Below are 12,508 nucleotides of genomic sequence, written 5' to 3'. Positions count from 1 at the left end.
AAACAAATGAAGAAACTGACGAAAAATAAGTTTTACGGAAAACCTTAAACTATCTATTATGAATGTTTGTATATTTGAGCAAAACTAATAACAAACAATTCATGACAGTAATCGGATTAAGAGTAAAATCCAATAGTAAAATTTACTATTGTATTTTGGAAAAGCTCCCAGATGAAACATTAAATTATGTAGACATTTCTCATATTAATATTCCCCAATCTTTAAATTGGCCAGAAGCATTGAATTATGTTCGAAATACCATTATTGACATTATTACGTTATATGATGTCAAAAAAGCAATAATTCGAATTTGTGAATTTGGAACAACATTTAATGATACAATTGTAGAAAGGATTTATATTGAAGGTGTTCTACAGGAAACTATTGCAAGTTCTAATATAGAAAACTATCTCGCGGGTAAAATTTCAAAATTTGCTCAACTTTTAGGAATTCAAAGATCAGAATTCAAAAAATATGCTGATGCAGAAATAGAATACGAAATTATTCCAGAAGATTTTAATTGGCAAAGACAATCTCTTGAAACTAGAGAAACAATATTAACGGCAAATGCTGCACTAAACCTATAATCCTATTATGTTTACAAATACATTATTAACATTTCATTTAGGTGATAGTATAGGAGAAGGTGGTGAAGCCACTGTTTATAAAGCGTTTGACACGCAGTTAAATGCTGATATAGTAATCAAAAAAATATCTAAAACTAGGTTCAAGGGTGATCTAAATAAATATTTTGAGGAATCACAAAAATTATATTTATCATCTCACCATAACGTCGTAAAAATTATGTATGGTTGTCAAGATGATGAATTTATATATTTAGCAATGCCTTTGTATGTAAAAGGTTCTTTAAAATCAATTTATGATGAAAGATTTTTAACATGTAGAGAAATTATAAGATATTCCTTACAGTTTCTATCTGGACTCAATTATATCCATTCAAAACAGTTATTACATTATGATATCAAACCTGAAAATATATTAATTGATGATACAGATAAAGCTTCAGTATCTGACTTTGGTCTTGCAAAATATTTAGGGTTGTATGGTTTTGCAACTGTTGAAGGAACAACAGAAGAATTAGCACCACCTGAATATTTTTCACAGGCAGCACATAATATAAATTTGATATCTATCAGTCTGGTTTAACTATGTTTAGAATGTGTAATGGTGATAATATATTTATGGAGCAATTACATAATGCCTACATTTCAAAAAGTGTTACCAACTTTAATAATTTAATAGCTAATATACAGCGTGAAAAATTTCCAAATAGAAACTATTTTCCACCTCATATTCCAAAAAGCTTAATAAGAATAATAAAAAAAGCTATTAAGGCTAACCCTGATGATAGATATGATTCCGTAATAGATATTTTAAATGATCTAAGCAAAATTGAAGATGGAAATGATTGGAAATATATAAAAGATGATAATATTGAATCTTGGACTCAACTTAATCGTTCTGTAACTTGTACATTCAATATCACAAATAATAAATATACTATTCTTACGTTAAAAAATAATAAAAGAAAAACGCTATATTGCGCAACTTTAAATGATTATAAAGAGGCACATGATTTGCTATATAACTGTCTAAATACCAATTGGTAATGTCATTAAGAAAGATTACATATAATTCTAAAACTAGAAAAGATTTTTCTAATCCTTATGCTAAATACTCTCATCAAGAGTTATTAAGATTGGGTAATGTCGATACTTTTAATGGTAATTTTGAAATTGAAAGATTGCAAAATGGCAGAATAAAAGTAAAAGCAGTCAGTAAATCACATTCTTCAAAAAAGAAGTAATAAAATAATTTATAATATTATAAAACCCTCTAAAATAGAGGGTTTTACGTTTTTCAGCCTAGATAATTTTTATTATATTTGTATTATTAAAAATAAAAACCATTCCTAAAAAGGGAATGTAAAATAAATCGTGCTAATTGCATTATTGCTAACCTAAACTACCACAACGAAGTTTTCGAACTTCATCTTTAAAAGCAAATAATGTATATAAGGTACGCCATTTTGGCGTGGCTTGTATCATTGCTTTTAAGGGTGTGGTAGCCCTTGGTTAACGTGGTACAATGTCCACGCTTTATTTTTTAAGCATTTATTAACCAAAACTACCACACAATGAAATTTGAATTCTCTACATTCAAAAAAGTAGCATCATGTTCTATTTTGATGCTAACAAATCTCTCTTTATCAGGACAAACAACATTTACTATTAATTCTGAAACAAGTAAAACTATTTCAGCGAATGAAAGTTTTATTTACCCTGTCGAATATCGGGAAATAGAATATTACCCTTATATTGAAGGAAAAGTCTCCACTGATTCTTATAAATTCTTTCTTAATAAGCAAAAAGAATTAAAAGATGATTATGATGAATATATTTTAAATAATGAAAATAATTCCGCAAAAAATGGCAAAAAATTAAAAATTATTGAATTATTAAATTCCTATTTATCAAATTCAAAAGATGAAAGACTACTTGATGATGCTTATAAACTTTCCAAAGATTTAAATTTAAAATATATTGTTGATGATAATTCCTCTTCTTATGACGGATGGGGTGTCAAACCTAAAAAAACTTTATATATTAAAGATGAAAAAGGGAGGTATGCTTCAAAATCTATCTTAAGAGAATATTTAATGTCAGTAAATAACGATCAAAATTTTTATAATAAAATCCCTATGTCTTATGAAGCAAAGGAATATTTACAAAAATTGGAAGAAGAAAAAGAAATGACTGATTCGGATAAATATGAGATAGGACGAATCAAATTAGAAAAGTTGTCTAAACGAAAAGCATACTTGGTTTTGAAAGATCGGGAAATAAAAGACTTTTCAAAGATATTTGGTAATTATAAAGAAATTTCCAGTACAATGCTTATAGCTAATACAACAATAGAAGATCGATTTATTGAAAATGAATTATCAGAAGATGTAAGTAAGTATTATAGATATGATGGGGGTAATCAATATACCCTAATAGAAAATACTGTAACAGGTAAATTTTATGTCATACCATATAATGCATATTCAAGTATAACTGCTGTTTATTCTGACGAAATAGCTATAAGAGAACTTGCTTCAACAGGCTATAAAATAGAGAATTCTAATGGCTATAAATTTATTAATACAAAACACTATAAAATTCAAGCTACAAATGCCTTGAAAAAAAGATTAGAAAAAGAAAAAGATTATTTGAAAAAGCTTGATATTTGGTTTGAAGAACGAGAAGCTATTAGAAAGCAAACCATAGCTATGATTCCCAAATTAGATCATTACATAAGATTATATAGAATGCAAAGAAATAGAATGTCTAAAGCTGATATTTCAGCATGGACAGCCCTAACAAAATCGGCTAATCTTTTGAATAAAAAACAAGTTGATTTAAATGATAAATTATTTGGTTGGACTGATCGTAATGATTCAGATAAAAATTACTATAAATATTCAGATGAGTTTATCAACTATTTAAGTGCTTCAAGTAATGTTTTAGGAATATAAATTAATTTGAAAGAGGATGTCTGAAAATACTCTCTTATGCTAAATTCTCATAATATTAGATTATTTTTTTGTCCTCTTCTTTCAAATTTTACCATTTTTATCAAAGATTTTATGAAATGGGTCATAAAACAATATATATAACATGTTTGTATGACCAATGAATCCAAAAATTCTAGGAGCTTTATTACTATTTTTATTAGTATACAATTTTATTTCAATAAATGAAGGTATCTGTTCTGGGCTAAGATTTTTTGAAAAAATAGATTTAGTAATCTCTTTTATTTTTTTATTAAAAGTGACGGTTTTAAAATGAAGAGTATCATTACTTAAATCTTCAAATCTACTAATACAAAGTTTTTGAAGTTTAAGAAAATATATATGGGCATCTGACATACCAGAATAAGCCTCACTTGTAATTTTATTAAACTCTGGGTTTAAAAATGAGTATTCACTATCATCTAATAATATATAATCATAACAAACAGAAAGCGTACAATTAAAATTAATAGGTATTAATTTATCTTCTAATTTGTATTTAAAATCTCTGTTTTGTTCTTCAAGCCGTTCATTTATTTCATCTAAAAGATCTTCAAACATTTGTAGGCTTATTAAAATAATCGTACATATCATTTACTGATAATAATCTACCAGATCTTTCGATTGGTGATAATCCTTCTCTAGCGTTACTCCATGGGCTCTCGCTATGGCTCATCAAAATTAATCTTTCATCACTCAATTTTGAGTATGCCTCAAGAACAGCATTTATTAAACGTAATTGATTTTCTTCTAAATTCAATGAATCTTGAAGACGTTTAAGTTCATTTGACAATTGTAGTTCTTCAAGATCTGTTACTATACTTGAATTTTTGAAAAAAGAATTTTTATATAAATTATAAACAGTTCTATATACTGGCCCATTAACCCAGGCTTCAGGAAGTTCATTAAATAATTGTTCTTTGTCAAATTTTGCAATATGCCATGATTGAATGTAATATAACAATTTTTGTATTTTCAATGGACTAATTTTAACTCCCATATATTGACAAAAAGCAATAATATAATCGGACATTAACTCTAAATCAACAGTTTTCATTTTACAAAAATAATATATTTCAATAATATATGTATCTAACTTCTACAATAGCAAACTTAAGCTATCAATTCTTCATAAGTGATTCGTTCCTCAAATGCACAATATAGAGCAAAATTGAATCGATTACCTTCATCAAAATCTTTAGTATTATACCTAAAGGAAAATTCATCACAGTAAAGTTGTAAATGTTTTGGACTGACTGAATGATAGATACCAAGAATTCCACGTTTTAGCAAACTCCAGAATCCTTCAATACTATTTGTATGATAGTTATCTTTGACATATTGACCTCTAGTATGAGGTATGCGTTTATGTTCGTAATCTTTATATACATCTGAATAACCTCTCCAACCATCACTAACCACAATAGAACCTCTTTTGACCATATTTTTAATAATCGTTGTAAGAGTTTTCCCTTTTGTGTTAGGAACGATTTCTGTGGATACTTTTCCATTACTAAGTAAACCAAATACAACAGCTTTTGTTTTAGTACTTCGACCCTGGGTGTTTTCTACTCTTTTTTGCCATGATTTTTTATGATTTTTACCTCCGATATATGTCTCATCCACTTGAGTGTCACCATCAAAACTTTTAACTTTTTCAGAACGTAATGAATGTCTAATTCTTGAAAGCATGAACCATGCAGTTTTTTGTGTTACACCAATATCTCTTGCAAGTTGATGACTACTAATACCCTTTTTGTGGGAAGTAAAAATATAGATTGCATAGAACCATTTTCTAAGTGGGATTGCTGAATTTTCGAACATCGTTCCAATTTTTACATTGAAATTTCTTCTACAATCTTTACATTTATAAATCCCATTGAATTCGCCATCTTTTTTTAATTGATAATGGTCTTCTCGTTCACTTGCACAATTAGTACATATTGGAGCATTAATCCAAATTAAGTCTTCTAGATATTCTCTGCATTTTTGTTCTGTATTAAATGATTCCATCATATTCATTATAGAATCTGTAGGATCATCAAATCCAAGACGGAAATACTTTGTTACGTGGTGAATTATCATATTTTATTAGTATATATAAATTTAATAAAAAAGATCGAGGCAGAACAATGCAGAAGAACAAATTTTTATGATTTTTATCTTGTTTTTAGTTTGATTATCAAACGATTATATTTTGTTATTTAGTGATTTAAGATAAAAAAATACAGCATCAAATATTGATGCTGTCTAGGTTTTGAAATGTTGTTTAATTAACTTGGTATTAACTAGTATATTATTATCTATTATTATATAAATCTCTTTCAGCTTTGAAAGGGATTTTTTTATTATTACTACTGATATTTCTACTCTGCTCAGCATCTTTAGACTTATAAAACTACCAGATTCTTCAAAACAGCTTCAGATTTAAGTTCAGTTTCTCTCCATTCTTTTTCAGGGCTGCTCTGCGCTGTGATTCCCCCTCCTACAAATAAGTGAACTGCATCTTTATATAATTTTGAACAACGAAGATTAACAAAATATTGAACGGTTTCTTCATTTTCCACTTTGATATATCCTGCATATAATTCACGTGGATATTTCTCTAAAGCCTGTATCTTTTCTTTACAAAAATCCTTTGGAATCCCACAGACAGCAGGTGTAGGATGAAGTTCGCGGATGATTTTATCTAAATCTGAAGGTTTTATCTTTGCTTTAAAATCTGTTCTAAGGTGTTTAATATTTCCCGAAATATGATCGTATGTTTTAGATTCCTCTACATTTTCAGAATAAACACTTAAAATATTTCTGATATAATCCGTGACCGGTTTTTGTTCTTCAATTTCTTTTTCCGACCATTCTTCGGACACAGGAAGTGTTCCCGCAAGGCTCATCGTTTCGAACTGATGGGTTTTCTTATTAAATTTTCCTAAGACTTCAGAAAAAGCTCCCATCCATGAATTTTCCTCGTTGATAAGAATATATCTGAATGCATTAGGGTAGGACTGGCAAAGATTTTTAAAACTATCTTTTAAAACAATTTTTTTAAAACCTGTGAAAATTTTTCTTCGCGAATATACCAGTTTTGGAAGATTATTTTCTTTAATGACTTCAATAACCTTTTCAATATTCTTTAAATATTCGTCTTGTGTTTCAGCTATAAATTTGGGGTCATTTTGTTGTAGAATCTCATCAGTAAGTATGTTTTGATCAAAGATTTCCGGATCTAATTCAATAAGTTTTCCATTACAGTCAGTGCGATGTGAGCCGTCAAAAGAATAAAAACTAATATGATTTTCGGTTTGACTTTCGTCTGTGGAATACAGTTTTTCGTCGAATGGAAATTTGAAATAAATCATGATAAATTGTTCAAAAAGAGAAATTGACCTGAATATTTTAATTAAATTTTACTTATTAATAATATTATTCGTCATGGTTGTATGATTGATCAGCTGGTCTTTTTCATCACGTATTTCAATTTCAGAAACATGCATGGATTTTCCTTTTCTTATAAATCTTGCCACTGCAGTTACCATTCCGTCTTTTTTGCTTCTTAAATGGTTGGAATTAATATTGGTTCCCACACCATAATATTTTTCACCGTCGATAAAGATATTAGACAGACTGGATCCCATTGTTTCCGCCAGAACGCAGCTTGCGCCGCCGTGTAAAATTCCAAAAGGCTGATGAACTTTTGGCTGTACAGGCATTGTTGCAGTCAGAGTTTCATTTTCCAGGTCTATATCTATGAATTTTATTTCTAATGTTTTAGCCAAAGTAACTTCGCCTCCCCAGCTATTTAAAAATGCTAATATCTCCTCTTTAGTTTTATCTTTCGTATACATGTTTTATTGGTAATAAGTAATGGGTAATGAGTAATTTTGTTAACTTCTAACTTCTAACTTCTAGCATCAGTATCATTTCCCATGATATTTGGGTTCCAGTTTTCCGGAACTTTCGGGACAATATCGTTTTTTATGTAATAATCCTGAATTTCTTTCATGATTTCGGCAAAAGGAACGGATGCAATTCTTTCATATGGGATTGTATATCCGAGGTAAATGATTTTTCTTTTAAAATCTCCTGCTGCCAGAACAATAGGAACTTTTGCGGCTAAAGCCATGTGGTAGAAGCCTTTTCTCCATTTCGGAACCCAGCTTCTGGTACCTTCCGGCGTGATGACAAGGCTGAAATCATCTTTTGAAAACTGATCTGCCACGAAATTAACAAGGTCATTTTTCTGGCTCCTGTCGATCCCGATACCACCAAGGCCTTTTACAACACTTCCGTACCATGCTTTGGTATGTGCATCCTTGATGATGATTTTTAAAGGTTTTTTTAATGACCAGTAGGCAAGATTTCCCAGCAGGTATTCCATATTGTGCGTGTGGGGTGCCACAACAAGAATACATCTGTTGAGACTGTTTGCATCGCCTTGCAGAACGACTTTCCAGCCCAGTAATTTTAACATCAGTTTGCCAATCAGCTTTCTCATATAATGTAGATTAAAAACAAAAAAGTATAACCAAAGTGGTTATACTTTACAAATATATTGAAATATTATCGCTCTTAAAATAAACCGCTGATTAAATCTACGATTTTCATTACAATTTCTAACGCTAGTTGTACCATGATATTAATTATTTTTTGAGAGTTTGGTTATTGTTTTTTTCTTACACAAATGTAAAGCTTTTTATTTACATAAGGAACTAAATTTTTTTATTTTTTGTAGTTTTTTGAGAGAAGAAGAGTGTGAATTTCAAACGGTTGTGTTGTCCATTCACACCTTCTGCCACTCTCTGCAGTTAATTATTTAGTTTGTATGGAAATTTCGTTTTTACCTTCGTTTACTTTGATATCTACGTTGCCTTTCATCTTTTTGATGCTGCTTTTCATAGAATCAATTACCTGGTCTGCCTGGTTGCTCGGAACTTTTTTACCGTTGATGATAATGCTGTCGCTATCACTGTCATCAGAGCTGTATTCTATGGTAGAGCCGTTTACGGTAATTTTATTTTTTTCTATTTTAATATTTCCATGCTCGTCTTTTTCCTGGTCGTTGTCATTGATTCCGTCTCCGTTCAGATCGCCATCGAAGTTGATTCCGTCTTTTTTTACAGGAATTACTACCGCTTTCTGAGGAACTACAAGCTCATAATCTATGCTGTAATCTCTGAATCTGTGATCATAAGGATATTTAATATAGTTTGGAAGAATCACTTTATTATTAACGATTTCTACTGGAACATTCACATTCAGTGGAAGGTTATATCCTTTAGCTTCTTTTTTAATGATCAGGTAAGGCGTTTTAATATCAGCTTTTCTTGTAACATCTACATGTACCCAGTCTTTTTCATAGACAGAAGATTTGTCAGAATAAAGGTCATCATCATAGCCTGTAAAGTTTTGAGGAATAGCAATCTGCTTTACATCTACATATAATGTGTCTGAAGCTGAATTGATAGAAACTTCTTCCGTATCTTCTTTGTGACCTTTCAGGAACATCTCTTTTTTCGCCATGCTTACTCCGAAATAAGTAGAAACCGCAATCAAAGCAAGAATTAAAGCTCCGATAACCCATCCTGTATTTCTAAGCTTTGTTTTTGGAGAAATTAATTTGATACTTAATAACCCGAAAAGCATTGCAGGAATTAAGCTTCCCAGTACAATCATTGCCATGATGATGTATTTCATTCCGTCATTATCGAAGTAGAAATCCATTTCGCTGATTGGCGGGAAGTTATTATTTCCCATAAATCCGAAGATTACAAATACACCGATAAGGCATCCAAAAGACATTATGGCAAAAATACCTCCTAAAATATATCTTATAACATTCCAGACTCCGCTTCCGGCGTTGTTAATGTATGGTTTGCTTTCGATATAGATTTCTCCGACCCTCTGAGTAGATTCATTGGCAAATTGTACCAATTTATTAGACTCATTCTTAAGATTGTCGAAGTTCATAGGCTTTCCCTTCATTTTCAGGAAATCTGCTGCAGTTTCTGCTTTTGGTAAAACAATCCAAAGGATGATATAAAGAAGCACAATAAGGGAAGAAGAAATCGCTGCGGTGAAAATTCCCAGTACGAAGATTCCCAGCCAGATTGCTCTCATTGCTGTAATATCCATTCCTACGTAGTGGGCAAGACCAGCGCATACACCTGCTATTTTCTGTCTTTCAGGATCACGGAACAATTGTTTTTTGTCTGTATATTCAGTTCCTGAAGAATATGTTTTTTTAGTATTTTTTTCAGAATAATAAGCTTCTTCCTGCTCTTCGATTTTTTCAGGGCTTCCGATCTGTGCGATTACTTTTTCTACATCCGTATCGTTAATCACTTCACGTTTTCCTAAAGAATCTCTGAAGATTTCTACCATTCTGATTTCTATGTCATGCATTACCTCATCAGCTTCCGAAGCTTCCAGAGAGCTTCTGAGAGCGTTCAGGTAATCGCTGAGCTTTATATATGCGTGTTCTTCTATTGTAAAAGAAAAACCTGCGAGTCCTATTGAGAGTGTCTTGTTCATAGCTTTGTTTTTTTAAATTTTTTGAGTGATTTGGTTTACTGAATCTGTTAATTCGTTCCAGGTATTTTGAAGTTCATCTAAAAACAGTTTACCTTTTTCTGTTATCTGGTAATATTTTCTTGGTGGTCCTCCTGTGGATTCTTCCCATCTATAGGAAAGGAATTCGCCGTTTTTCAGTCTTGTTAAAAGAGGGTAGAGTGTACCTTCCACTACATCCAGTTTTCCTTTTTTCAGCTCATCTATAAGGTCGGAAACATACATTTCACGATAATTGATGAGACTTAAAATACAGAATTCCAGAATTCCTTTTCGCATTTGCGCTTTGGTATTTTCAGTATTCATCTTTAATAAGTTTTGTTAATTAGTTATATTCTCATCAGTTTCGGATCCTAGCTAGATGATCCTATTCCGATTTTACATTACAAAGATATGTAATTAAAATGGTATTATGCAATACAAAGTAGTGAAATTTTTTAAATAAAATGATTAAATGATTGATTTTCAGAGTAATAATTTTTAATTGTGTTTGATGATAAATTTGGTTTAAAGTAAAAACAGCTTGGAAATTTTAATTTTTTGTACTTTTGAACCACCTTTTCAGAGAGAAAAGATGATTGATTTTTAAATAAAGCACAACTTTAAGATGAAATACAGATTATTAACGGGACTAAGCATTTTAAGTAACTTTTTCTTTGCCCAACATCAGTTTGAATTAAAAGATGCATCAAAAAATTACGATGTAAAAATAAATGTCGAAACCTGCGAGAACAACGAATGCAGCGGTAAATCCACCATTGAACTGGTTGATAAGAAAACTTCGAAAAAGTTCCAGGAACTTACTTCTGATAATTTAAATTTTTATTTAAATGAAGATCAAAAACCTACGGCTAACATAATTCAGCTGTATAATGAACAAAGTCCGCTGATTTTTGATGACTTTAATTTTGACGGAACGGAAGATATTGCCATCAGAAATGGAAATGAAAGCGGCTACGGCGGGCCTTCTTACGATGTTTATGTTTTTAATATTACTAAAAAGCAATTGGTTCTCAGCGAAGAGCTTACCCAATTGGCCCACGAAAACCTTGGAATGTTCAATACGGATTCAGAAAGGAAAAGGCTGATAACTTATTCTAAATCCGGCTGCTGCTGGCATCTTACGACAGAATATACCGTTCTTCCACAAAGAGGCTTGTTCAAAGTATATGAGCTTGAAGAAGATGCAACGGGCGGTGAAACGGTGAAAGTCACAAAAAAGGAATTTATTGATGATAAATGGACTACAAACATTAAAACATATCCAATAAACGTATATTATAAAGAAGATTAGGAATGAAAATACAGAAAGAAATTGATTTTATTCTGGCAGTAGATGCCTTAAAAAATGTACAGAGAAGAAATTATAATGCCGATGATTCCAGAAGGGAAAATACAGCCGAACATTCCTGGCAGATTATTATCCTGGCCCAAATCCTTTTTCCGTATGCAAAAAACAGAGCGGATATTGATTTGCTAAGAGTAATCAGAATGCTTTCCATTCATGATCTGGTAGAAATAGAAGCCGGGGATACATTCTTATTTGATGAAGCGGCAATGGTAGGGAAGTTTGAAAGAGAAAAGGTTTCTGCCCAAAAGATATTTGGGATTTTAGATGAGCCGCTGCGTTCGGAATTCTTTAATCTCTGGCTGGAATTTGAAGAAGAGAAAACTCCCGATGCTATTTTTGCCTGCGCTATCGACCGGATTATGCCCTTCATTCTGAATTCCCACACTTCTGGGAAAAGCTGGACGGAAGCCGGTGTTACAGAAAAACAAATCAGAAATATGCTGGAAAATGCCATCAGCAGAGCTTCGGATGAGTTGGGAGAAGCTTTTCAATATTTGTTAATTAAAAACCTGGAAACTGAGAAGGTTTTGAAATAGATTTACTATAAAGTTAGAATAAGGTTTTTAATCTAATAACATGATAAAAATTCCCATGGATTACACAGATTTTCACAGATGATATCGCACTTTTTATCAAAATAAACATAAACATCTTTGGAAATCTGTGTAATCCGTGGGAATAGTAAATAAAAGTTTCGGCGGGCAAAGCCCGCCGAAACCACTTTAAAAAACAAGTTAAAAATATCGGGCTCGGGCGGCCTCCGGCCGCCGGGCCTTATAATATCGAAATCGGTTTCTTGAGTTCATCTATTGCCACAAAAGTAAAATCACCTACAATCGCTCTTTCCCTTTCATAAGAATACATCTGTTCGGTATAGATTTCTACATTTACCTTCATACTCGTTGTTCCTACATGGGAAACTCTGCCGATAAGCTCTACAATGGTTCCTGCGGGAATTGGCTTTTTAAAATCAATTTTATCGCTGTTCACGGTTACTACACGTTTTCTTGCAA

General features: G+C 31.4%; 16 protein-coding genes. 7 read left to right on the top strand and 9 right to left on the bottom strand.

The features are described from left to right. Positions 1–101 precede the first annotated feature (101 nt). The 5 genes from H560_RS0113440 (at position 102) to H560_RS0113425 (ending at position 3,541) form a co-directional block, all read left to right on the top strand. Positions 102–587: a hypothetical protein gene (locus H560_RS0113440; protein ID WP_027380526.1), complete on the top strand. Its 486-nt coding sequence runs from the start codon at positions 102–104 to the stop codon at positions 585–587. 7 nt (positions 588–594) lie between these two features. Continuing rightward, a complete protein-coding gene (locus tag H560_RS22450; RefSeq protein ID WP_051289335.1) occupies positions 595–1,167 on the top strand; it encodes a protein kinase family protein in 573 nt (190 codons plus the stop codon). A gap of 35 nt (positions 1,168–1,202) precedes the next feature. Then, positions 1,203–1,631 carry a hypothetical protein gene (locus tag H560_RS22445; RefSeq protein WP_155845010.1) on the top strand — a complete coding sequence of 143 codons (429 nt, stop codon included), beginning with the start codon at positions 1,203–1,205 and terminating at the stop codon, positions 1,629–1,631. Continuing rightward, a complete protein-coding gene (locus H560_RS0113430) occupies positions 1,631–1,828 on the top strand; it encodes a hypothetical protein (protein ID WP_027380525.1) in 198 nt (65 codons plus the stop codon). Before H560_RS22445 ends, H560_RS0113430 begins: the two co-directional genes overlap by 1 nt. Before the next feature lie 330 nt (positions 1,829–2,158). After that, positions 2,159–3,541 carry a hypothetical protein gene (locus H560_RS0113425; RefSeq protein WP_027380524.1) on the top strand — a complete coding sequence of 461 codons (1,383 nt, stop codon included), beginning with the start codon at positions 2,159–2,161 and terminating at the stop codon, positions 3,539–3,541. A gap of 81 nt (positions 3,542–3,622) precedes the next feature. Here the strand turns inward: H560_RS0113425 and H560_RS0113420 are convergent, their stop codons facing one another. The 8 genes from H560_RS0113420 to H560_RS0113380 form a co-directional block, all read right to left on the bottom strand. Continuing rightward, entirely contained in the window at positions 3,623–4,138 is a 516-nt protein-coding gene (locus H560_RS0113420; protein ID WP_027380523.1) for a hypothetical protein, read from the bottom strand. Next, positions 4,131–4,634 carry a Panacea domain-containing protein gene (locus tag H560_RS0113415; protein ID WP_027380522.1) on the bottom strand — a complete coding sequence of 168 codons (504 nt, stop codon included), beginning with the start codon at positions 4,632–4,634 and terminating at the stop codon, positions 4,131–4,133. The genes H560_RS0113420 and H560_RS0113415 overlap by 8 nt, the downstream gene beginning before the upstream one ends. 56 nt (positions 4,635–4,690) lie before the next feature. Further along, positions 4,691–5,662: an IS1595 family transposase gene (locus H560_RS0113410; RefSeq protein ID WP_228372476.1), complete on the bottom strand. Its 972-nt coding sequence runs from the start codon at positions 5,660–5,662 to the stop codon at positions 4,691–4,693. 305 nt (positions 5,663–5,967) lie between these two features. After that, entirely contained in the window at positions 5,968–6,936 is a 969-nt protein-coding gene (locus tag H560_RS0113400; protein WP_027380520.1) for a chorismate-binding protein, read from the bottom strand. 48 nt (positions 6,937–6,984) lie between these two features. Next, on the bottom strand, positions 6,985–7,422 hold the full coding sequence (locus tag H560_RS0113395) for a PaaI family thioesterase (protein ID WP_027380519.1): 438 nt from the start codon (positions 7,420–7,422) through the stop codon (positions 6,985–6,987). A 53-nt stretch (positions 7,423–7,475) separates the two neighbouring features. Beyond that, entirely contained in the window at positions 7,476–8,072 is a 597-nt protein-coding gene (locus H560_RS0113390; protein WP_027380518.1) for a 1-acyl-sn-glycerol-3-phosphate acyltransferase, read from the bottom strand. 314 nt (positions 8,073–8,386) lie between these two features. Further along, positions 8,387–10,108, bottom strand: a complete 1,722-nt coding sequence (locus tag H560_RS0113385) for a PspC domain-containing protein (RefSeq protein ID WP_027380517.1) — start codon at positions 10,106–10,108, stop codon at positions 8,387–8,389. Between the two features lie 12 nt (positions 10,109–10,120). Continuing rightward, entirely contained in the window at positions 10,121–10,450 is a 330-nt protein-coding gene (locus tag H560_RS0113380) for a PadR family transcriptional regulator (protein ID WP_027380516.1), read from the bottom strand. Positions 10,451–10,751: 301 nt separating this feature from the next. On the opposite strand from H560_RS0113380, the gene H560_RS0113375 reads away from it, so the two are divergent. Further along, complete coding sequence (locus tag H560_RS0113375) at positions 10,752–11,438, top strand: XAC2610-related protein (RefSeq protein WP_027380515.1); 687 nt, start codon at positions 10,752–10,754, stop codon at positions 11,436–11,438. 2 nt (positions 11,439–11,440) lie between these two features. Further along, on the top strand, positions 11,441–12,031 hold the full coding sequence (locus H560_RS0113370) for an HD domain-containing protein (RefSeq protein ID WP_027380514.1): 591 nt from the start codon (positions 11,441–11,443) through the stop codon (positions 12,029–12,031). Between the two features lie 238 nt (positions 12,032–12,269). Here H560_RS0113370 and H560_RS0113365 read toward each other — a convergent pair. Then, positions 12,270–12,508 (bottom strand): acyl-CoA thioesterase (locus H560_RS0113365; RefSeq protein ID WP_027380513.1); only part of this gene is annotated, 239 nt, incomplete at its 5' end.

Source organism: Chryseobacterium daeguense DSM 19388 (assembly GCF_000430825.1).
Taxonomy (GTDB): domain Bacteria; phylum Bacteroidota; class Bacteroidia; order Flavobacteriales; family Weeksellaceae; genus Chryseobacterium; species Chryseobacterium daeguense.
The sequence above is the reverse complement of the archived record's forward strand: the minus strand, read 5'-3'. Positions and strand labels throughout refer to the sequence as shown.

What these genes read in the sequence shown, in the direction of transcription:
- H560_RS0113440 (WP_027380526.1), top strand. Translation starts at nt 102, where the DNA reads ATGACAGTAATCGGATTAAGAGTAAAATCCAATAGTAAAATTTACTAT.
- H560_RS22450 (WP_051289335.1), top strand. Translation starts at nt 595, where the DNA reads ATGTTTACAAATACATTATTAACATTTCATTTAGGTGATAGTATAGGA.
- H560_RS22445 (WP_155845010.1), top strand. Translation starts at nt 1,203, where the DNA reads ATGGAGCAATTACATAATGCCTACATTTCAAAAAGTGTTACCAACTTT.
- H560_RS0113430 (WP_027380525.1), top strand. Translation starts at nt 1,631, where the DNA reads ATGTCATTAAGAAAGATTACATATAATTCTAAAACTAGAAAAGATTTT.
- H560_RS0113425 (WP_027380524.1), top strand. Translation starts at nt 2,159, where the DNA reads ATGAAATTTGAATTCTCTACATTCAAAAAAGTAGCATCATGTTCTATT.
- H560_RS0113420 (WP_027380523.1), bottom strand. Translation starts at nt 4,138, where the DNA reads ATGTTTGAAGATCTTTTAGATGAAATAAATGAACGGCTTGAAGAACAA.
- H560_RS0113415 (WP_027380522.1), bottom strand. Translation starts at nt 4,634, where the DNA reads ATGAAAACTGTTGATTTAGAGTTAATGTCCGATTATATTATTGCTTTT.
- H560_RS0113410 (WP_228372476.1), bottom strand. Translation starts at nt 5,662, where the DNA reads ATGATAATTCACCACGTAACAAAGTATTTCCGTCTTGGATTTGATGAT.
- H560_RS0113400 (WP_027380520.1), bottom strand. Translation starts at nt 6,936, where the DNA reads ATGATTTATTTCAAATTTCCATTCGACGAAAAACTGTATTCCACAGAC.
- H560_RS0113395 (WP_027380519.1), bottom strand. Translation starts at nt 7,422, where the DNA reads ATGTATACGAAAGATAAAACTAAAGAGGAGATATTAGCATTTTTAAAT.
- H560_RS0113390 (WP_027380518.1), bottom strand. Translation starts at nt 8,072, where the DNA reads ATGAGAAAGCTGATTGGCAAACTGATGTTAAAATTACTGGGCTGGAAA.
- H560_RS0113385 (WP_027380517.1), bottom strand. Translation starts at nt 10,108, where the DNA reads ATGAACAAGACACTCTCAATAGGACTCGCAGGTTTTTCTTTTACAATA.
- H560_RS0113380 (WP_027380516.1), bottom strand. Translation starts at nt 10,450, where the DNA reads ATGAATACTGAAAATACCAAAGCGCAAATGCGAAAAGGAATTCTGGAA.
- H560_RS0113375 (WP_027380515.1), top strand. Translation starts at nt 10,752, where the DNA reads ATGAAATACAGATTATTAACGGGACTAAGCATTTTAAGTAACTTTTTC.
- H560_RS0113370 (WP_027380514.1), top strand. Translation starts at nt 11,441, where the DNA reads ATGAAAATACAGAAAGAAATTGATTTTATTCTGGCAGTAGATGCCTTA.